Source organism: Streptomyces afghaniensis, assembly GCF_044327915.1.
GTDB lineage: Bacteria > Actinomycetota > Actinomycetes > Streptomycetales > Streptomycetaceae > Streptomyces > Streptomyces afghaniensis.
Map to the genome: position 1 here is coordinate 411,239 of NZ_JBIRGJ010000006.1, position 21,673 is coordinate 432,911.

Annotated in this window: 13 protein-coding genes; 9 read left to right on the forward strand and 4 right to left on the reverse strand. The window is 72.4% G+C overall.

The features are described 5' to 3' along the window. Positions 1–311 precede the first annotated feature (311 nt). Positions 312–1,520 (reverse strand): nucleotide sugar dehydrogenase, encoded by a 1,209-nt coding sequence (locus ACH4G3_RS24400; protein WP_397626481.1) that lies wholly within the window; start codon positions 1,518–1,520, stop codon positions 312–314. A 290-nt stretch (positions 1,521–1,810) separates the two neighbouring features. Here ACH4G3_RS24400 and ACH4G3_RS24405 point away from each other — a divergent pair, with 290 nt between their 5' ends. Continuing rightward, the gene (locus ACH4G3_RS24405) at positions 1,811–3,517 is read left to right on the forward strand and encodes a glycerol-3-phosphate dehydrogenase/oxidase (protein WP_397626482.1); all 1,707 of its coding nucleotides are present in this window, start codon (positions 1,811–1,813) and stop codon (positions 3,515–3,517) included. A 98-nt stretch (positions 3,518–3,615) separates the two neighbouring features. On the opposite strand, the gene ACH4G3_RS24410 is transcribed toward ACH4G3_RS24405, so the two are convergent. Next, the gene (locus ACH4G3_RS24410; RefSeq protein ID WP_397626483.1) at positions 3,616–4,659 is read right to left on the reverse strand and encodes a serine hydrolase domain-containing protein; all 1,044 of its coding nucleotides are present in this window, start codon (positions 4,657–4,659) and stop codon (positions 3,616–3,618) included. A gap of 183 nt (positions 4,660–4,842) precedes the next feature. Here ACH4G3_RS24410 and ACH4G3_RS24415 point away from each other — a divergent pair, with 183 nt between their 5' ends. The 7 genes from ACH4G3_RS24415 to ACH4G3_RS24445 all read left to right on the forward strand — a co-directional run bounded on the left by ACH4G3_RS24415 (position 4,843) and on the right by ACH4G3_RS24445 (position 18,149). Next, the gene (locus ACH4G3_RS24415; RefSeq protein ID WP_397626718.1) at positions 4,843–6,876 is read left to right on the forward strand and encodes a serine/threonine-protein kinase; all 2,034 of its coding nucleotides are present in this window, start codon (positions 4,843–4,845) and stop codon (positions 6,874–6,876) included. Positions 6,877–7,028: 152 nt separating this feature from the next. After that, on the forward strand, positions 7,029–9,554 hold the full coding sequence (locus ACH4G3_RS24420; protein ID WP_397626484.1) for a protein kinase: 2,526 nt from the start codon (positions 7,029–7,031) through the stop codon (positions 9,552–9,554). Between the two features lie 167 nt (positions 9,555–9,721). Further along, complete coding sequence (locus ACH4G3_RS24425; protein ID WP_397626485.1) at positions 9,722–11,506, forward strand: serine/threonine-protein kinase; 1,785 nt, start codon at positions 9,722–9,724, stop codon at positions 11,504–11,506. Positions 11,507–11,581: 75 nt separating this feature from the next. Then, the gene (locus ACH4G3_RS24430) at positions 11,582–12,793 is read left to right on the forward strand and encodes a serine/threonine-protein kinase (RefSeq protein WP_397626486.1); all 1,212 of its coding nucleotides are present in this window, start codon (positions 11,582–11,584) and stop codon (positions 12,791–12,793) included. Between the two features lie 87 nt (positions 12,794–12,880). Then, positions 12,881–14,560, forward strand: a complete 1,680-nt coding sequence (locus ACH4G3_RS24435; protein ID WP_397626487.1) for a serine/threonine-protein kinase — start codon at positions 12,881–12,883, stop codon at positions 14,558–14,560. Positions 14,561–14,697: 137 nt separating this feature from the next. Continuing rightward, entirely contained in the window at positions 14,698–16,326 is a 1,629-nt protein-coding gene (locus ACH4G3_RS24440; RefSeq protein WP_397626488.1) for a succinic semialdehyde dehydrogenase, read from the forward strand. Between the two features lie 35 nt (positions 16,327–16,361). Then, positions 16,362–18,149: a GMC oxidoreductase gene (locus tag ACH4G3_RS24445; RefSeq protein ID WP_397626489.1), complete on the forward strand. Its 1,788-nt coding sequence runs from the start codon at positions 16,362–16,364 to the stop codon at positions 18,147–18,149. A gap of 91 nt (positions 18,150–18,240) precedes the next feature. Here ACH4G3_RS24445 and ACH4G3_RS24450 read toward each other — a convergent pair whose 3' ends face one another. Then, positions 18,241–19,227, reverse strand: coding sequence for an LAETG motif-containing sortase-dependent surface protein (locus ACH4G3_RS24450; RefSeq protein ID WP_397626490.1), 987 nt, complete (start codon positions 19,225–19,227; stop codon positions 18,241–18,243). A gap of 214 nt (positions 19,228–19,441) precedes the next feature. On the opposite strand from ACH4G3_RS24450, the gene ACH4G3_RS24455 reads away from it, so the two are divergent. Beyond that, complete coding sequence (locus ACH4G3_RS24455) at positions 19,442–20,572, forward strand: hypothetical protein (RefSeq protein WP_397626491.1); 1,131 nt, start codon at positions 19,442–19,444, stop codon at positions 20,570–20,572. Positions 20,573–21,093: 521 nt separating this feature from the next. Here the strand turns inward: ACH4G3_RS24455 and ACH4G3_RS24460 are convergent. Then, positions 21,094–21,375, reverse strand: a complete 282-nt coding sequence (locus ACH4G3_RS24460; RefSeq protein WP_397626492.1) for a chorismate mutase — start codon at positions 21,373–21,375, stop codon at positions 21,094–21,096. Positions 21,376–21,673 lie beyond the last annotated feature (298 nt).

Sequence of the window (21,673 nt, forward strand, 5' to 3'; positions counted from 1 at the left end):
CTTTTGCGTGCCCAACTGGCTTGCGCGGGGCGCGTGTTGCCGTAGGGGGGCGCCCATGGGACGCCACCGCAAGCCCACCCGCTGGGACCGACTCCGTCTTCGGATGGTGCAGTGCCGGAGGAGGTGGGTCTTGCGACTTTTCGGATGGTGAGCGGCCGCCCCCAAGAGACCTAGGGGCGGACACTCCGTGATCCATCCAGGAGCCTGCCGCAGTGGCCACTGCGGTGGGCTCCGCCGTCTCCCAAAGGTACTGGCGGCGGGGTGCCCCGCGCCACCAGCCCAGGGGGCTCAGCGCCCCCACGCGCCCCCCTTCACAACCGATGCGCCGCCCCCGTGGGCGCCGCCCCCCGCGTGTCCAGCAGCAGCTGGGCCTTCACCGACAGGCCCTGGAGGTCGTACGTGCGGTGCTGCTGGAGCAGGATCGTCAGGTCCGCGTCGGCGACCGCCTCGTAGAGGGAGTCCACGCGGGGGACGGGGCGGTCCAGGACGCTCCAGGCGGGGACGTACGGGTCGTGGTAGCTGACCGAGGCGCCCAGTTCCATCAGGCGCCGGGCGACCTCCTGCGCGGGCGTGCCGTGCAGGTCGGCGAGGTCGGGCTTGTAGGTGACGCCCAGGAGCAGCACGCGGGCGCCGCGGGCCGACTTGCCGTGCTCGTTGAGGAGCGTGGCGCCGCGCTGCACGACGTAGCCGGGCATGCGGCTGTTGACCTGCTGGGCCAGTTCCACCATGCGCAGGGTGCGGCCGCCGTGGGCGGTCAGGTCCTGTGGGACGGCGTGGCCGCCGACGCCGGGGCCGGGGCGGAAGGCCTGGAAGCCGAACGGCTTGGTCTCCGCGCAGCGGACGACATCCCACAGGTCGACGCCCAGGTCGTGGCAGAGGACGGCCATCTCGTTGACCAGGGCGATGTTGACGTGCCGGTAGTTGGTCTCCAGGAGCTGCACGGTCTCCGCCTCGCGGAGTCCACGCGCGCGTACCACCTTGTCGGTGAGCCGTCCGTAGAAGGCCGCGGCCGACTCCGTGCAGGCCGGGGTGAGGCCGCCGATGACCTTGGGGGTGGTGGCGGGCGTGAAGTCGCGGTTGCCGGGGTCGACGCGGCTCGGGGAGTAGGCGAGGTGGAAGTCGCGGCCCGCGCGCAGACCCGATCCCTCTTCGAGGAGGGGGCGCAGGATTTCCTCTGTCGTCCCCGGGTACACAGGGGACTCCAGGATCACAGTGGTGTGCGGGCGCAGGTACGCGGCCAGGGTGCGGGCGGCCGCCTCCAGCTGGCTCAGGTCGAGTCCGCCGTCCGCGCCGCGCGGGGTCGGTGCGCAGATGACCGCGGTGCGCACCCGGCCGAGCTCGGCGGCGTTCGTGACCGGCCGGAAGCCCCCCGAGAGCATCCGGCGCTGTTCGGCGGCGCTGAGCGAGCCGGCCTCGGGGCCGGTCCGGTAGCCGATGGTGGCGACACCGGCGGCGACGGCGGCCTGGGCCAGGGGCAGGCCGTACGGGCCGAGTCCGATGACGGCGAGATCTGCGGGCATGGCGTGGCCGTCCTTCCCGATAGCCGAAGTGGGACAGGTGCGCAAGCCCTGTGGACAGGACGGGCGAGCGCAATGTCAGACTAGGAGTAAATATGACCGTTATGCGGGATTACTCGCCCGAATTTCGGTGAGTGTCCCGTGGGCGTTGTCCACAGGCTGTCGGTCCGTGGTGGCTGAAGTCGGGCAAGCCGGTCAGAATTTGGGCATGGGATACGGACGTGGTCTCACCCGACGGGTGCGGCCGGCGCGACCGAGGCGGCACCAGCCGCCGCGATGAGCGGGAGGCAGCGGTGAGGACAGCGACACTCGGGCCGGCGCAACGCGCCGAGTCACTCGCATCTATGGCCGAGCGCGAGCTGGACGTCCTGGTGGTGGGCGCAGGCGTGGTCGGTGCGGGCACCGCCCTCGACGCCGCGACCAGAGGCCTGTCCACGGGACTGGTCGAGGCGCGTGACTGGGCGTCGGGCACCTCCAGCCGGTCCAGCAAGCTGATCCACGGCGGCCTGCGCTATCTGGAGATGCTCGACTTCGCGCTCGTCCGGGAGGCCCTGAAGGAGCGCGGTCTGCTGCTGGAGCGGCTCGCCCCGCATCTGGTGAAGCCCGTGCCGTTCCTGTACCCCTTGCAGCACAAGGGCTGGGAGCGCCTGTACGCCGGGTCGGGCGTCGCGATGTACGACGCCATGTCCATGGCCCGTGGGCATGGCCGCGGCCTGCCCACGCACCGCCATCTGACCCGCTCTCACGCCCTGCGCGTGGCGCCCTGCTTGAAGAAGGACGCGCTGGTCGGGGCGCTGCAGTACTACGACGCCCAGATGGACGACGCCCGGTACGTGGCGACCCTGGTGCGCACGGCGGTGGCGTACGGCGCGCAGGCCGCCAACCGCGCCCGTGTGACGGGTTTCCTGCGCGAGGGCGAGCGGGTCGTCGGCGCGAAGGTGCAGGACGTGGAGGGCGGCGGCGAGTACGAGATCCGCGCCAAACAGGTCGTCAACGCGACCGGCGTGTGGACGGACGACACCCAGGCGATGGTCGGGGAGCGCGGCCAGTTCCACGTCCGGGCGTCCAAGGGCATCCATCTGGTCGTACCGCGCGACCGGATCCACTCCACGACCGGGCTGATCCTGCGCACGGAGAAGTCCGTGCTGTTCGTCATCCCCTGGGGCCGGCACTGGATCGTCGGCACCACGGACACCGACTGGGACCTCGACAAGGCCCACCCGGCCGCGTCCAGCGCGGACATCGACTACCTGCTGGAACATGTGAACTCGGTGCTCGCGGTGCCGCTCACCAGGGATGATGTCCAGGGCGTGTACGCGGGCCTGCGGCCGCTGCTCGCGGGCGAGTCGGACGCCACCAGCAAGCTGTCGCGCGAGCACACGGTGGCGCATCCGGTGCCCGGGCTCGTCGTCGTTGCGGGCGGCAAGTACACGACCTACCGGGTCATGGCCAAGGACGCGGTGGACGCGGCGGTGCACGGGCTGGACATGCGTGTCGCCGAGTGCGTCACCGAGGACGTGCCGCTGCTGGGCGCCGAGGGCTACCGGGCGCTGTGGAACGCACGGGCGCGGATCGCGGCCCGGACCGGACTCCATGTGGTGCGGGTGGAACACCTGCTGAACCGGTACGGGACGATGACCGAGGAACTCCTCGCGCTCATCGCCGAGGACCCGTCCCTGGGCGAGCCCCTGCCGGCGGCCGACGACTATCTGCGCGCCGAGATCGTCTACGCGGCCTCGCACGAGGGGGCGCGGCACCTGGACGACGTGCTGACCCGGCGGACGCGCATCTCCATCGAGACCTTCGACCGGGGCACGCGCAGCGCACGCGACGCCGCCGAGCTGATGGCGACCGTCCTCGGCTGGGACAAGGACCAGATAGAGCGCGAGGTGCAGCACTACGAGAAGCGGGTGGAGGCGGAGCGGGAGTCGCAGCGCCAGCCGGACGACCTGACGGCGGACGCGGCCCGGCTGGGAGCGCCGGACATCGTGCCGCTGTAGGCGGCTGCCTCCGCGAACCGGGCGGGTGCCTTCGACATCACCCGACATCACCCGAACGAGTGTCGGGGACCGGGATCCTCGTTCGGAACCCGGTCGTTCTACGAGGTGCGGGGGCAGAACTCGGCCGCGAGCAAAGCAGGTTCGAGACCGGGGTCCGCGATCGCGTCCGTGTTCACGCGGAAGGTGAGGACACGCCGGCCGTCGACGGTGGCCGCGGTGCGCACGTAGCTGCCGGAGATGTGCCCGTTGTGCCCCCACACCGTGGTGCCGCACGGCAGCTTCTCGGGAAACAGCCCCATGCCGTACGCGCCGTGTGCGGCACGGGTGTCGAGCATCTCGCGCAGCCGGTGCGGGGGCAGCAGTCGGCCGCCGAGCAGGGCCGAGTAGAAGCGGTCCAGATCGGCGAGCGTGGTCACCAGCTCGCCCGCGGCGCCGGCCACCCGCGGGTCGAGATCGGTGACGTCGGTTCCGTCGGCGGCGTAGGCGCGGCCGTGCGGAGAGGGCAGCGAGGAGCGGGATCCGGGGAAGGAGGTGCCCGTCAGACGCAGGGGAGTGATGATGCGCCGCTCGGCCTCGGTGGCGTACGAGTGGCCGGTGACCTGCTGGACGACCAGGCCGAGCAGGACGTAGTTGGTGTTCGAGTAGGAGAAGCGGCCGCGTTCGGCCGGGGGGTGGGTGAGGGCGATGCGTAGGGCCTGACGGGGTGTGACGGGTGCGGTTCCGCCGGTGTCCCTGGTGTAGTCGTACAGGCCGCTGGTGTGGGTGAGCAGGGAGCGCAGGGTCAGCGCGCGGCCGTCGTTGCCCGCTCCCCGCACCAGGCCGGGCAAGTGCTGTTCCACGGTGTCGGACAGCGACAGCCGGTGCTCGGCGGCCAGTTGCAGCACGACCGTCGCGATGAACGTCTTCGTGACGCTGCCGCCGCGGAAGCGGTCCGACCGGGCGATTTCCTGCCCGGCGTGGGCATAGCGGGTGGTGGTCCCCTCCTGGGCGAGCAGGGCCGCGGCGGGCGCTCTGCCCCGGGTCACCAGCAGGGGGAGCACCGCGTCCGTGGGCGGAGCGGAGAGAGCCGACGAGTCGGCCGGAGGCAGGCCGAGCAGGGCGACGGACACAGGCAGGGCCAGCAAGGTCCGAAAGGGCGGCACGCCGGCTCCTCCCTGGTCGGGGCGTCGGGGACCCATCATGCAAGGCGGTGTGCGCGGCGTCGTACCCGGGTTCCGGACGGGCGGGCCGGCGGGGGCGTGTCGCCAGGGGGCCCCTGGGCGCTGGGCACTTGTCGGGTGAGAGACAATGGAGGCTCTGTCAGGGCGGGTTGTATGAGGGGACGCATGTCGGAGGCGGAGCGGGCGGGCACATCTCGTCAGGACACTCGTCAGGACAACAGGGAGCGTCTCCTCGCGGGGCGTTACCGGCTGGGCGAGGTGCTCGGCCGCGGGGGCATGGGCACGGTGTGGCGGGCCCAGGACGAAACCCTCGGGCGGACGGTCGCCGTCAAGGAGCTGCGGTTCCCGTCGAACATCGACGAGGAGGAGAAGCGGCGGCTGATCACGCGGACGCTGCGCGAGGCCAAGGCGATCGCGCGGATCCGCAACAACAGCGCCGTGACGGTCTTCGACGTGGTCCAGGAGGACGACCGGCCCTGGATCGTGATGGAGCTCGTCGAGGGCAAGTCGCTCGCCGAGGTCATCCGGGAGGACGGCCTCCTCGAGCCGAAGCGGGCCGCCGAGGTCGGGCTCGCCGTCCTGGACGTGCTGCGGTCCGCGCACCGCGAGGGCATCCTGCACCGCGACGTGAAGCCGTCCAACGTGCTCATCGCCGAGGACGGCCGGGTCGTGCTGACGGACTTCGGCATCGCCCAGGTCGAGGGCGACCCCTCCATCACCTCGACCGGCATGCTCGTCGGCGCGCCTTCCTACATCTCCCCGGAGCGGGCGCGCGGGCACAAGCCGGGCCCGGCGGCCGACCTGTGGTCGCTCGGCGGGCTGCTGTACGCGGCGGTGGAGGGCACGCCGCCGTACGACAAGGGGTCGGCCATAGCGACTCTCACGGCGGTGATGACCGAGCCGCTGGAGGAGCCGAAGAACGCCGGCCCGCTGAGGGACGTCATCCACGGGCTGCTCACCAAGGACCCCGCCAAGCGGCTCGACGACGCGGGCGCCCGGGCGATGCTGAACTCGGTCATCCACGCGCCGGCGACGGCCGAGCCGGAGCCGATGGACGCGACGAAGGTCGTGCCGCTGCCTGCGCAGCCGGACAAGTCCTCGCGCAAGGGGAGTTCGGCGGGTTCCGGGAGCAAGCGGGGCGAGGAGGCCGGGGAGCGGTTGCGCGGGGCGCTGCGTTCCGTGCGCAAGGCCGCCGTGGGAACGGCCGGGGCGTCGGCCGCGTCGCGGACCGGAGCCGAGGACGGTACGACCGCTTCCGGCCCGGAGGGCGGGAAGCCCGGGGCCGGGGACGCGGGTGCGTCCGTGCCGGAGTCCGGTTCGGCGTCGGCGTCGGCCTCGGGGGCGACCGGCGGCGCCGGTGCCGGGGCTGGTGCGCAGGGGTCGAAGGCCGAGTCCGGGGGCCAGAGTTCAGGGTGGCCCGTCATGCAGCGGCCGGACCTGCCGCCGCGGCCCGCGCCCAGGGCGCCGCTCACCGATGTGGTGCCGCGGCGGACCATGGTGATCATCGCGGCGGTCGTGGTGCTCGCCGTGATCGGCACGGTACTCGCCATCGCGCTCAGCGGAGACGACAAGGACTCGAAGGGGGCCGCCGGCGAGCGCGGCGGCAAGACCGTCGCCACCGCGTCGAGCAGCGCCGACACCAAGGGCGACGAGAGCGACGGCACGCGCACCGACAGCACGGCGACGCAGCCCGCGCCGTCGGGGTCCGCCTCGAACAGCACACCCAGCGGCAGCGCGAGCGGGTCTTCCGGTGGCGGCAAGGGCACCGCCGCGGAGTCGACGCACCAGGGCAGCCAGGGGTACTCGATCGGGCTGCCGAAGGGGTGGAAGTACCAGTCCACGGGGAGCGCGGGCGACCGGTTCACCGGGCCCGACGGGCAGAAACTGCTCATCGCCTGGACGTCCACGCCCAAGGGCGACCCGGTGGCGGACTGGAAGAGCCAGGAGCGCTACATGCAGCGCGCGCAGTACAAGAAGATCCGAATAGAGCAGGTGGACTACCGCGGCTGGAACACGGCCGACTGGGAGTTCACCTACGTGGAGAGCGGCACCAAGTACCGGACCATCGACCGGGGTTTCGTCGTCGACGACCGGCAGGGCTACGCGCTGATGTACACGGCGAAAGCGGCCGGCTGGGGCGATGAGCTGCGCAAGCAGACCTGGCGGACGCTGACCAAGACCTTCGAACCCAAGTCCTGAGCATGAGCGGCCCCGGGTTTGGGGAGTGAGATCTGGCATCCCCGCATGCGGGTTGCCTGCGGCACGTATCGTAAATGTTTGCGGACCGTACGCAGCCGGAACGGACCGTGGGGCGAACGGATGTGACCGATCAGGCTGCCGGGGGAGGCATCGTGGACGACTATGCGGGACGGGTGCTCGCCGACCGCTACCGCCTGCCGCTGCCGCCGTCCGACGAGTACGAACTCACCGAGTCCCGGGCCTTCGACACCTACAGCGGACAGGAAGTCCTGGTCAGGGCAGTGCCGTTGCCGGAGGTGGTCGAGGCGGAGGTCCTCGACGCCGAGGGGCTGCCCGACGGCTTCACCGCACGTGATGGTGGCTCGCGCAGGCCCGGCGCCCGTCCGGGCACCCGGCGGCCCACGGATCCGGTGGTACGGCGCGCGGTCGAGGCCGCGCAGGCCGCGGCGGCCATTCCCGACCATCCCCGGCTCGACCAGGTCTTCGACGTGTTCGCCGAGGGTGGTTCGCTGTGGATCGTCAGCGAGCTGGTGGCCGCGCGTCCGCTGGCGGCGCTGCTCGCCGAGAAGCCGCTGACGCCGTACCGGGCGGCCGAGGTGGCCTCCGACGTCCTCATGGCGCTGCGGGTGCTGCACGCGCACGGCTGGGTGCACCGGAACATCACCGCGCGGACGGTCCTGGTCTGCGACGACGGCCGGGTGATGCTGACCGGGCTGGCGGTGGGAGCGGCCGAGGAGGCGCTGTGCGGGTACGACCCCGTGCCGGCTCCGGCCTTCGACGAGCCCGGCCAGGAGACCGGTGGCGCCGCGATGGTCAATGGCGCGGGCGGTGCCGGTGGTCCGGGGGGACCAGGCGGTGCCGGTGGCCCGGTAGGCGTCGGTGGCGCGGGTGATCCCGAGGCCGCGCGGCGGGCCGCCATCGAGGCCCGGGAGGCCCGGGGACTGCCGACGGCCGGAGTCGACACGGGCGGCGGAGGCTCACCCGTGCCGGCCCGCAGGAGTGCGGAGGACCGCGAGGACCCGCGAGCCGCGCGAGCCGGGGCGATCGCCGCCTACCGGGCGGGTGCCCGGGCCGCGGCCCGGGTCCATGAGACGCAGCAGAACGGCCGGGCGGCGCTGCCCGGTGCCCGGCCCGCCCCGGACGGCGGACCCGGGCCCCACGCCAACGGCTCGGCGCAGTCGCCGTACGTCCCCGGGCAGAGCACTGGGCCCGGGGCGGCCCCGCCAGGGCAGATAGCCGACCCCTACGGCGTGGGCGGCGCCCCCAGGACGACCGCCTGGCACGGAGCAACACCCCGCGGCGCAACCGGCAGCACGTCCCTGCCGCAGGGACAGGAGCAGACGGCTCTCTCCCCGGCCCCGGACCCCGCTGCCCCCGGCGAGCCCACTCGGTGGGACGACCTGGTCGCCCACACCCCCGCGCCCCGGCGCGGCCCGGCCACGGCGCTGGCCGCCGAGCGGGCGCGGCAGGCGCGGATGGCCGTGGTGGGGCCCGTGACGGAGCGCTGGGCGCCCGAGCAGGCCGGACCGGTGCACGAGAACTGGCAGTTGGCCGCGCCGATCGGTCCGGCCACCGACCTGTGGGCGCTCGGCGCGCTGCTCTTCAGGGCCGTACAGGGGCATGCGCCCTACCCGGAGGAGTCGACGGCCGAGCTGGTGCAGATGGTGTGCGCGGAACCGCCCGCGTACGCCGAGGAGTGCGGGCCGCTCAGGCCGGTCGTGGAGTCGCTGCTGCGTCAGGACCCGACCGAGCGCCTCGACTTCGAGGAACTGCGTGGCTGGCTGCGCTCGCTCGTGCGCTCGGCGCCGGAGCCGGAGGCCGGTGTGCACGTCGTCGCGGCGCCGCCCGCCGACGCGAGCCGGCTGCCCGTCGTACGACGCCGGGGCGAGCTCGTGCGCAGGCGGAAGGCCGGGCTGCCCGCGCACCACGGGCGGCACAAGCGGGCCAGGAAGGAGTCCCGGTCGCCGCACCGCCTCGGCCGCACCCTGCTCCTGCTCGTCCTGCTCGTGATGGCCGCGGCGATCGCCTACGCCATGCTCTTCATGCCCAAGTCGCAGACCGACGGCGCACAGGGCACGGACCGCACCGGTGCCGCCGGTGAGGCCGGCCGGGCGCCCGAGCCGGACGCCAGCGGCGAGCCCCGGACCGACCGGACGTCGCCCGAACCGGAGAAGAGCCCGTCGACGTCGGCCGGTTCCACTCAGACGCAGACCACCGGCCCCGAGGTCGCCGACGGCTTCACCCTGCGCAAGGACTCGGCGGGCTTCCAGGTCGCCGTCGCCAAGGGCTGGGACCGCACCTCGCGGGGCAGCGGCCAGGTGGTCTACGCGAAGGGCGACTTCGAGCTCATCGTCGTACCGGGCAGGGACAGCGCGTCCGAGTACGGCGGCGATCCGATGGTCTACCAGCGGGAGAAGGAGCGCGAGTTGCAGCCGTACCGCGACTCCAGCTGGGCCACCTCGACGGGGCTGAAGACGATCGAGGTGGGCGGGCGGACCATGGCCGAGGGGCAGTTCACCTGGACCGGCGACGACGGGGGCGAGCTGTATGTGCGCAACCTCGCGATGCTGGTCGGCGGGCGGTACCACGTGGTCCAGGTGCGCGGCCCGGAGTCCGAACGGGACGAGGTGACGCGGCTGTACGAGCAGGCGGCGGCGACGTACAAGGCGACGAAATGATCTTCTGACCCGACTGCCGTGCGCTGGAGTTCACCTCATGGTTCCCTCTCGTCTCAGGCGACGACAACCGTCACAGTGCGGTCACCGTGGTACCCCGCTTGTTCCCTGGGGAAGGGCAGGTCCTTACGCTGACCCTGTCAAGACCATTGCGGGGCAACGTGAATCAGATGCAGGGCCTGCTCGTCGCGGGCCGCTACCGGCTCGCCGACTCCATCGGCAGTGGCGGTATGGGTCGGGTATGGCGGGCACATGACGAGGTGCTGCACCGGTCCGTCGCCATCAAGGAGCTGACGGCCGCCCTCTACGTCTCCGAGAGCGAGCAGGCCATTCTGCTGGCGCGCACCCGGGCGGAGGCCAGGGCCGCCGCGCGGATCAACCACTCCGCGGTCGTCACCGTGCACGACGTGCTGGAGCACGACGGCCGCCCGTGGATCGTGATGGAGCTGGTCGAGGGCCGCTCCCTGGCCGACGCGGTCAAGGAGGAGGGGCGCGTCGAGCCGCGCGAGGCGGCGCGCATCGGCATGTGGGTGCTGCGGGCCCTGCGCGCCGCGCACACCGCCGGCGTCCTGCACCGCGACGTCAAGCCGGGCAACGTCCTCCTCGCCCGGGACGGGCGGGTCCTGCTCACCGACTTCGGCATCGCCCAGATCGAGGGCGACACCACCATCACCCGAACCGGAGAGGTCGTCGGCTCGGTCGACTACCTGGCGCCCGAGCGCGTGCGCGGCCACGACCCCGGCCCGTCCTCCGACCTGTGGGCGCTCGGCGCGACGCTCTACACGGCGGTGGAGGGCCGCTCGCCGTTCCGCCGTACCACACCGCTGACCACCATGCAGGCGGTGGTCGAGGAGGAGGCCGCCGAGCTCCAGCACGCGGACGCGCTCACACCCGTGATCACCGCCCTGCTGCGCAAGGATCCCGCCACCCGGCCCGACGCGTCCGAGGCCGAGCAGATGCTCGCCGAGGCGGCGGAGGGCCGGCGGCCGAGCGGGGCGCAGGCGTATGTGCCGACGCAGTACGGGGGACCGTCGCCGTACCGGGAGGCGCACAGCGGCACGGGCACGTCCGGCACGCATCCGTCCGGCACGCACCCGTCCGGCACGCACCCGTCCGGCACGGGCACGGTCGGTACCGGCTCCGGATCGCACACCCGGACGCCGCTCCCGCCGCTGGCCGGGACACCGGCCGGCGGGACGCCGACCGCCGGCGCCGCCACGGCCGGCACCCCCGCAGCCGGGGCTTTTGCCACCGGGCACGGGACCCCCGAGCCCACCATGATCGGCCCGACGGCGACGGGTCGGCAGCCGACCGGCTCGGGCCGGCGCCGCCGGCTTCGTACCCTCGCCCTCGTCGTCGCTCTCGCGGCCATCATCGGCGGAGGCACCGCGGTGGTGCTCCAGCAGTGGAACGAGAGCCGGCAGACACCGGGCAGCGCATCCGGCTCATCCAGTACCACGAGCACGCAGGCCGGGGGCTCGGTTCCCGCCGGCTGGACCCGCCGCGACGACCCCGCGGGTTTCAGCCTCTACCTGCCCAAGGGCTGGAAGCGCCAGACCTTCGGCCCGCAGGGCGAGCTCAAGCAGATCGACTACACGCCCGACGGCGGTCGGCACTTCGTCCGGATCGCCGTCGACACCTCCCCGGACTTCGCCGACCCGTACGCACACCAGCTCGACCTGGAGCAGCAGTTGCAGCGGCTGGTCGACTACAGGCGAGTGAAGCTGGAACGCAACGTCTACCGCGACCGGGACGGCGCGCTGTGGGAGTACACCTGGACCGCGCAGGCGAAGGACACCAAGTTCCCCGGTCCGCGCAGGGCCATCGAGGAGACGTACGTCGCCCGTGACGGCACCGAGTACGCGCTCTACATGTCGGCGCCCGCGCAGGACTGGGCGAAGGCGCGCAAGCAGTTCACGTCGCTGCTGCAGGGCTGGCACGAGAAGACCCCCTGACGCGGGGCCGTGTGTTTCGGCCACCCGCGGGCCGCTGCCCCGGAGGCCACCCCTCCGGTGGGGCATGATTGCCGCATGGGGACCGAGGGGCACAACATGCGTGTCATCGCGGGCCGGTACCGGCTCGAGGCGAGGCTCGGGCGCGGTGGCATGGGCGTGGTCTGGCGGGCGACCGACCAACTGCTCGGCCGGGGCGTGGCCGTCAAGGAGCTCCCCTTCGACGAGACGCTCTCCGCGGCGGAAGCGCGCCGGCAGCGGGACCGTACGCTGCGCGAGGCGCGGGCGGTCGCCCAGCTGAGCCATCCGCACATCATCGTCGTTCACGACGTCGTCGAGGACGACGAACGCCCGTACATCGTCATGGAGCTGATCGAGGGCGGTTCGCTCGCCGACCGACTCGCCACCGAAGGCCCGGTCGACGCCGCCGAGGCCGCACGCATCGGCATCGCCCTGCTCGGCGCGCTGCGCGCCGCGCACGGGGCCGGGGTTCTGCACCGCGACCTCAAGCCCGACAACGTGCTGCTGGAGGCCGGTACCGACCGGGTCGTCCTCACCGACTTCGGCATCGCCCAGGTCGCGGGCGCTCCCACGCTCACCGAGAACGGGTCCTTCGTCGGCTCGCCCGAGTACACCGCGCCCGAGCGGATGTCCGGAGTCAGGACCGGGCCCGAATCCGACCTGTGGTCGCTGGGCGCGCTGCTGTGCGCGGCCCTCAGCGGCGAGTCGCCGTTCCACCGCGACTCGCTGGGCGGCGTCCTGCACGCGGTCGTCGTCGGTGACATTCGTCCGCCCGCGCAGGCCGGGCCGCTCCTGCCCGTCGTACAGGGCCTGCTGGAACGCGATCCGGACCGGCGGCTGGACGCGGACCGGGCGGAGCGGATGCTGCGGGTGTTCCGCGAGACGGGCAGTACGCCGCAGGCTCCGCCGCCCGGGTACGCGCCGACGGTGCGGGGTGCCCCGCACGGACGGCCGCAGGACAGCGCCGATCGGCAACCTCCGATGCCGCCGACGGACCTGCCCGGCCCGGACCAGCGGCACGAGCAGTTGCTCCGGCAGCCCACGCGCCGGGTGCTCGTGGCCGCGCTGCTGGTCGCCGCGATGGCCGGTGCGGGTGTGTCGGCGGCGGCCCTGCTCATGGACGAAGGCGGCGGGGACGGCGGCCGTACGCCGAAGAGTTCGGCGCCCAGGACGCCTTCGGCCGGACCCTCCTCCCACGGCACGGACGCTCCGAGCACCCCGGCCGCCACCAGCGCCACCACCACCGCGGCCGTCTCCCCCTCGCCCTGACGCGGTGTGCGGCGGCGTGCTGCTCCAAGACCGTCCGGGCACGGCCTCACGTCGACAAGCGGCCGCCCCGCGGGGTACTGATGGGGCATGAGCAACGACGGGGGCGGGACGGGCGCCCAGGGCCGGTCGGTCGGTGGGCGGTACCGGTTGATCGAGCGCATCGGCTCCGGCGGTATGGGCACCGTCTGGCGAGCCTACGACGAGCTCGTGCAGCGGGAAGTCGCCGTCAAGCAGCCCCGGTTGCCGGGCGGTCCGGACGACCCGGAGGACGACAGCCGCCGGCGTGCGGCCCACCGGCTCTACCGCGAGGCCCGCGCCGCCGCCCGCGTCGACCATCCCGCCGCCGTCACCATCCACGACGTGGTCGTCGAGCCGGAGCGGCAGCCGGAGGCACACGCCGGCCGGATCGATCGGCCCGGCCGGCTCGGACGCGACGGGCTGGACGCCATCGACGCGGTGCTCGACGGATTCCCCTGGATCATCATGGAGTTGGTGCCGGGCGAGTCCCTGCACGAGGTGCTCCGGCGCGGCCCGGTGGAGGCGCGCGAAGCCGCCCGGATCGGTCTCGCCGTCCTCGGTGCCCTGCGTGCCGCGCACTCCGTCGGCATCGTGCACCGGGACGTGAAACCGGCCAATGTGCTGCTCGGCCCGCACCGGCGTGTCGTCCTCACCGACTTCGGCATCGCCCATGTGCAGGGCGAGGAATCGCTCACGGCCGGCGGCGAGTTCGTCGGCTCGCTGGAGTTCGTCGCACCCGAGCGGATGTCCGGCCGCATCGCGGGGCCCGCCTCCGACCTGTGGTCCCTGGGCGTACTGCTGTACGCGGCCGTCGAAGGGGCGTCCCCGTTCCGCCGGGACACGCCGGAGGCCACCATCGCCGCGATCCTCGCCGCCGAGCCGCCCGAACCGAAGCAGGCCGGACCGCTCGGACCGCTGATCGCACGACTGCTGGTGCAGGAACCCGAACAGCGGCCGGGCGCCGAGGAGGTCGAGAGGGCGCTGGAGGCGGCGGCGGGGCAGTGGCCGGCGGCGGAGGAGATACCGAGGGAGCCTCAGCAGGCCGCGAAGGAGGACCCCGACACGCTCCGGCTCGCGGACCCCACGGCCGCACCGCCGGAGGAACCCCGTTCCGGCCTCGTGACGCGGAACGGCTCCGTGACGCAGAACGACCCCGTAACACAGAACGACCCCGTACCGCCGAAGCGCCAGAGCCTGCTCCGCCCCGGCCCCCTCGCCCTGATGAGCGCCCTCCTCGCCGGCGGCATAGGCGCCGCCACCCAACTCGGCGACACCAGCAGCGCGGAGACCACCGAAGCGACGGAGACCTGGACCCCGCACCGCGAACCGGACCTGGCGGCCGTACTCCATCTCCCGAGCCACTACCGCGAACTCGACCGGACCGGCAGCGCGACCGACCAGCCCCGCACGGTGCTCTACGGCGACGAACAGGGCGGCACCGTCCAGGTCCGCCTCCTCCGCTGGGACCGGCCCCACGGCTCCCCGATGGACCAGGTCCGCAACGCGCCCGTCGTTCAGGGGGACACGCAGTACACCCGTACCAGCGTCCAGGGCTACGAGGCCGCCCTCGCCGACACCACCTACGACCTGGACGAGGACCCCAGGCGGGTGATGCGGGTGGTGATCCGCACCGACGACGACCGCATGTACGAACTGCGCGTCGACATGCCCAAGGGCACGCCCGAGGAGAAGGAGGGCACCTCGGTGTTCAAGGGCGCCCGGGACCGGCTCGGGATCGTAAAAGGCTGAATCACACCAACTGGTCACCGCACAACGCCCTGATCAGGGCGTTCGTTGCCAGCAGCCACTGGCGCCTTGTGTGTAGTCGGTGAAGCCGTATTACCGACGGGTACCCAAAGGCTCCGCCGGGGCATACCCTGCGCCTCATGACGGACGCGCACGCCCCGGAGAAGACCGGCACGGCACAGACCGGCACGAACCCCCTCGCCCCCGCCCCGGCGGGCGCCCGCACCGCCGCCGACGTGGTCACCCCCGAGCTGGTCGCCCAGCTCACCAAGGGTGTGGCCGGCTCCGGCCGGACCGCCAACCACACGCCGTTCACCGGCGAGAAGCTGGCCGACCTGCCCGAGTCGACGCCCGAGGACGTGGCGAAGGCCTTCGAACTGGCGCGCGCCGCCCAGGCCGTGTGGGCGCAGACCCCGGTCCGGCAGCGCGCCGCCGTCCTGCTGCGCTTCCACGACCTGGTGCTGGAGCGCCAGGCCGAGGTGCTCGACCTGATCCAGCTGGAGACGGGCAAGGCCCGGCTGCACGCCCACGAGGAGGTGCAGGCCGTCGCGGTCGCCGCCCGGCACTACGGCCGCAAGGCCCCCGCCTACCTCCGCCCGAAGCGGCACGCCGGTGCCATGCCGACCCTCACCAAGGTCACCGAACTGCGCCACCCGCGCGGCGTCGTCGGCCAGATCGCGCCCTGGAACTACCCCCTGGAACTGTCGGTCGGCGACGCGCTCCCCGCCTTCGTCGCGGGCAACGCGGTCGTCATGAAGCCCGACACCGAGACCTGCCTGACCGCCCTGTGGGCCCGTGACCTGCTCATCGAGGCCGGCCTGCCCGCCGACGTCTTCCAGGTCGTCCTCGGCGACGGCCCGGTCGTCGGCCCCGAGGTCGTCCGGCACGCCGACTACGTCTCCTTCACCGGCTCCACCCGCACCGGCCGCGAGGTCGCCCAGGGGGCCGCCGCCCGGCTGGTCGGTGTCTCCCTCGAACTCGGCGGCAAGAACGCCATGCTGGTGCTGGAGGACGCCGACATAGAGAAGGCCGCGGCCGGAGCGGTCCGGGCCTGCTTCTCTTCCGCCGGCCAGCTCTGCATCTCCATCGAGCGGCTCTACGTCCACGAGTCGATCGCGGACGCCTTCCTGGAGCGCTTCGCCGCCCGGACGAAGGCCATGCGCCTCGGCACCTCCCTGGCGTACGGCGCCGACATGGGGTCCCTGGTCGGGGAGCGGCAGCTCGAAACGGTCACGCGGCACGTCGAGGAGGCCGTCGCCAAGGGCGCGAAGGTCGTCGCGGGCGGTGTGGCGCGGCCGGACATCGGCCCGTACTTCTTCGAGCCCACGATCCTCGACGGGGTCGCCACGGACATGTCCGTCTGCACGGAGGAGACCTTCGGCCCGGTCGTCTCGGTCTACCGCTTCACCGACGAGGACGAGGTGATCGAGCGCGCCAACGCCACGGCGTACGGCCTGAACTCCTCGGTCTGGACGAAGAACGGCCGCCGCGGCCAGGAGGTCGCCGCCCGCCTGCGCACCGGCACGGTCAACATCAACGAGGGCTACGCCCCCGCCTACGGCAGCGTCCAGTCGCCCATGGGCGGCATGAAGGACTCCGGCCTCGGCCGCCGCCACGGCGCCGAGGGCATCCTCAAGTACACCGAGGCCCAGACGGTCGCCCACCAGCGTGTCCTCCCGATGGCGCCCTCACTGGGCATGGACGACGAGAAGTACGCCCAGTTCATGAGCAGGAGCCTCCGCCTGATGAAGGCCTTCCGGTTCCGCTAGAGCCAGACCACACCCGTTCTCGACGAGGAGAGCCCGTGCCCCAGGACACCTACGACTACGACGTCATCGTCGTCGGCTCCGGCTTCGGCGGCTCGGTGACCGCCCTGCGCCTCACGGAGAAGGGGTATCGCGTAGGCGTCCTGGAGGCCGGCCGCCGCTTCACCCGCGAGACCCTCCCCAAGAACTCCTGGGACCTCAAGAACTACCTCTGGGCGCCGAAACTCGGCATGTACGGCATCCAGCGCATCCACCTGCTGGGCAACGTCATGGTCCTGGCGGGAGCGGGCGTGGGCGGCGGCTCCCTCAACTACGCCAACACCCTCTACGTCCCGCCCAAGCCGTTCTTCGAGGACCCCCAGTGGCGGGACATCACGGACTGGCAGGAGGAGCTGAAGCCGTACTACGACCAGGCCCGCCGCATGCTCGGCGTACGGCTCAACCCGACCATGACCCCGTCCGACGTGCACCTGAAGGCCGCGGCGGAGCGCATGGGCTGCGGCGACTCGTTCCACCTCGCACCCGTCGGCGTCTTCTTCGGCGACGGCGAGGACGCCGACGGCACGGCGAAGGCGAAACCGGGCCAGGAGGTGCCCGACCCGTACTTCGGCGGGGCGGGCCCGGCCCGCAGGGCCTGCGCGGAGTGCGGTGAGTGCATGACCGGCTGCCGCCACGGCGCGAAGAACACCCTCAACGAGAACTACCTGTACCTCGCCGAGAAGGCCGGTGCGGTCGTCCACCCCCTGACGACGGTCGTCTCGGTCACCGACGACTCGCGCGGCGGGTACGCGGTCGCCACCCTGCCCACCGACGACCGCCGCAAGGCCGGGGGCCGGACCTACCGGGCCCGCCAGGTCGTCCTCGCCGCCGGCACGTACGGCACCCAGACGCTGCTGCACCGCATGAAGGCCGGCGGTCAGCTGCCGTACATATCGGACAAGCTGGGTGGGCTGACCCGCACCAACTCCGAGGCCCTGGTCGGCGCCCAGACCGACGACCGGCGCTACCGCAAGGCACACGGCGCACCGAAGGCCGACTTCACGCGGGGCGTGGCCATCACGTCCTCGATCCACCCGGACGAGAACACCCACATCGAGCCGGTCCGCTACGGCAAGGGCTCCAACTCGATGGGCAGCCTGTCGATCCTCCAGGTCCCGTACGCCGGGAGTGGCTCGGGCACCTCACGGGTCCTGGGCTTCCTCGCCCACGCGGCGAAACACCCCTTGCTGGTGCTGCGCTCCCTGTCCAACCGCCGCTGGTCGGAGCGGACCATCATCGGCCTGGTGATGCAGTCGCTGGACAACTCCCTGACGACGTACCTCAAACCGTCGGGCGTCGGCCGCGGCCTGCTCACCGCCCGCCAGGGCCACGGCGCGCCCAACCCGAAGCAGATCAAGGCGGCCACACAGAGCGCGTCGGCCCTGGCCGCCGAGATCAACGGCTTCGCCGGCTCGAACGTCGGCGAACTGATGGGCACCCCGCTCACGGCACACTTCCTGGGCGGCTGCCCGATCGGCGACTCCCGCGAGACCGGCGTGATCGACCCGTACCACCGCCTCTACGGCCACCCCGGCATCTCGGTGGTCGACGGCGCCGCGGTCTCCGCCAACCTGGGCGTCAACCCGTCCCTCACCATCACCGCCCAGGCCGAGCGGGCGATGTCGTTCTGGCCCAACAAGGGCGAGTCCGACCCGCGACCGCGGCAGGGCGCGGCCTACCAGCGTCTCCAGCCGGTCGAGCCGAAGTCCCCGGCGGTCCCGGCGGAGGCGTTCGGCGCGCTGCGGCTGCCGTTCCTGGGCCTGCCGGCGGTACCGCCGAAGAGCTGACCGGCAGCGGACAGCAGAAGAGGGACCTGCGCCCCCCTCCGAGCGCAGGTCCCTCTTCTGCTTGGTGCAACGGCCTGGCGGCCGCTGTGGCTTACGCCTGAACGCCGGCCTTGCGACGACGCACGACGAAGATCGCACCGGCACCGGCGACGACCGCGGCACCGCCGACGAGGCTGATCATCGGCAGGGCGGAGCTGGAGCCGGTCTCGGCGAGGCTGCCGGTGACCTCCGGCGTGTTGCCGCTCGGCTTCTCGTCGGTGACCGGCGCCTTGCCGCCTTCCTGCGGCTTGGTGCCACCGGTGTCCGTACCGGCCGAGACGATCTGGAACTTGTACGACACGTCGCCGAAGCCGGTGCACTCGGCGTCGTTGTCGCCGTAGATCGTCGCGCCCAGCGAGAAGCCGGCGCCGACCGGGGCGGACGGCTTGACGTTGAGGCGCAGCGGGATGTTGACCTGGTAGTCGGGCTTCAGCTCGTCGGTGTAACCGACGTAACCGACCGCGTAGCCGCCCTCGTTGAGGTCGACCCAGATCTTGTCCTGGGGGTCCCAGGCCTGGAGCTGGACCTGCTTGCTGGAGAACAGCTCCTCGCCGTTCTTGTCGGGGGAGGCCCCGGCGAAGAAGTCGAGGTCGTTGAGCGTGGAGTCGGAGTTGTTGAGCACGTTCAGCGAGAACTTGTGCCAGCCGCTGCCGGCCGCGATCTTGCCCGGCAGGCCGGAGATGCTGACGTCGACCTTGGTGTCCTCGCACACGGACGGCTCGGGGTCCGGGGACTCCGACTCCTCGGGCGCGGATGTGCTCGGCGCCGGGGCGGACTCGCTCACGGACGTGCTCGGGGAGGGCGACGTCTCGGGAGCGGACTCACTCGCGGACGTGCTCGGGGACGGCGACGTCTCGGGAGCGGACTCGCTCACGGACGTGCTCGGGGAGGGCGACGTCTCGGGGGCGGACTCGCTCACGGACGTGCTCGGGGAGGGCGTCGTTTCGTCGGTCGCGTACGCGGCCGGTGCCGCGAGCAGTGCGACCGGGGCTATGACCGCCGTAGCGGCCGCTGCTGCCATGGCGCGGCGAAGCTTCATGAAGACCTCGGAGAGTCCGGGCGTACCGCAGGGTGCGGTACGAACGTTGGGGGAGGCCTCCGCGTGTGGGGCGCGGGAGTGCCCTTGGTTCGGCAGGTTTGATCCGTGAAACCTGTGAATGGTTGTGCTGGCATTCACAGAATTCTTATGTGGCCTGAGTCACATCCAAGACCTTCTTGTGAAGGCGCCTCCCACCCGCTTAGATCTTGGCTTCGTGTCTGAAAAGCCGTCCGACGATGAGCCGTCGGCCTCGGAGCTCCCCGACGACGTCTGGGAGCAGTTCATCCGCGATGCCGAGCGGGACAGCCGTGCCTCCGCCCCGAAGGAGCCGTCCGCGCGGGCGCGCATGGTGACCGAGCGCCTGCGACAGCAGGAGGCCCGGGGCGAGGTGCCTCCCGGGTGGCGAACGGGTCCCGCATGGCAGGAGACGAACGGCCGGGCGGCGCGGCGCCGCAAGCTGTGGGCCGTACTCGGCGTGCCCCTGGCCGTCGCCGTTGCGTTGGTGGCGCTGAAACCGTCGCTGCTGCCCGGCGACCCCTTCGGCACGGACGGCTCCGCGGCCTCACCGCTGCCCGCCGAGACCGCGACCCCCAGTGCCGCGCCCGGGGCGACGGACCCCGAAACCCCCACCCTGGACAAGCCGTTCGCCGGCTCCCCGGCGCTGCGCTGGGCCGACGGCGAGGCCGGCATCGTGCTGCCCGAGGCCGAAGCCGTCGGTCCGGTCCCCAAGGACCGTGTGGAGCAGGCGCTGAAGCTGACGAAGAAGCTGCTGGTGGGCGCCAACCTCGACCCGAAGGCGGTGCGCGGCGCCCGCCCCGAGGCCGCGCTCTCCGTACTCGATCCCAAGCAGCCGGACCTCCTCGACAACCTCGGCACCGCCCTGCGCTCCCCGAGCAGGAAGCACGACCCGGTGACGCTGTTCAGCCGTTTCGACCCCGACGAGGTACGTCCGGTCGGCGACGTGATCAAGACCCGCGGCCGCATGACATTCGAGAAGGGAACGCAAGGGGGTGTGGCCGTGCACGCCGACTACACCTTCGTCTACCCCGTCGTACGGGCCGACGGCCCCACCGAGGTCACCCGCACCATCGTGCGCCGGGTGCTCGACGTCGAACTCGCCGACCCCGCGCGGTACCAGGTCACCCAGGGCCGGCTGCTGCTCATGGAGTACGACCAGGAGATCGGCAACTCCTCCTGCGACGTCTACGACGGCTATCTGCACCCGGAGTTCCCGTCGAGCGCGCCCACGGGCGCCGAGCCGAGCGGCCCGACGACGGATCCGTACGACCGGAGCAAGGACATCGACCACGACCAGGACGAGTGCGGGACGGTGTCGCGCACCTGACGCCCCTCGGGACGGCCGGCGACGCAGAGCGAAGGGCCCCGCGGGGTGGAGCCGCGGGGCCCTTCTTCTCGTCAGCACCGACGTCAGGGCAGCGCCGGTGCCTGGAAGCGGCGCCGGGGGGTTGCGCCGCTGGTCTGTACCTCTGGCAAGGGGGCAATGCGGATGCCGATGAGGGGACTTGGGCTTTCTACGCATCGTGCTGGATGAACGCGGCGCCCGCAACCGTTCGACCCAGGCTTGTGCGTTTTTGCAAGGTCCGCCGGTCGGCCCCGGGCGTCCCCGGAGCCGACCGTTCTCTTGGGTGACCGGGCTGCTGTCCCCTGCCGTCCGGTCACTTTCCTGGAGCGAGGTCCCACGACGCACGGCACGATCCGTACGTCTCATCGCTCCAGCGAGCCACGCGTGGTTCTCTCGGGCCCGCGCCTGGCTGGCACGGACACCGGGACAACGAAGCGGCTCGCGGGACGGTCACGCGCCGTACGGGTGAGAAGGGGGCGCACGTCTGTCCCGGGAACGGGGATTCAGATCCTGCCCCGGCACAGCTCCAGCAGGGTCATCGCGAGGGCCGTGCCCGGCTTGCCCAGCGCCTCCCGGTAGCGGCCGAGGACCTCCATCTCGCGGGAGAGGTTCACGCGCCGTCCGCCGGAGGAGATCCGGGCCTCCTGGATGACCGCGGAGACGGCCGCCCGTTCCTGGATCAGGCCGATGATCCGGTCGTCCAGTGCGTCGACGCGCTCACGCGCGCCGGTGATCACGCCGGCGGCCTCGGGAGTACGGGCGCCGGTCACGTCGGTGGCGTTCATGGGGGCTCCTTGTCGTCAAGGGGTGCCCCGGAGCGGCAAGGCCCGGAAGACGGCAGACGCCCCGGACCTTGTCGGCCCGGGGCGCCTGGGAAGTCGCTTGTCAGTTGCTCAAGCAGCACGACCATGGCAGCCGGCGGGCCGGATGCCATAGGTAAAGCGGAACGTCTGGTGCTGGAGCATGGGGCAAGTATGCCCCGCTCCCCGGGGGTGTCCAACACGGTTCGCATCCTGAGACGGCCCCGGCTCCCGGCGCCCGGACGACGCCCTGCGCCACCCCGGTAGAATCGGGTGGCACAAG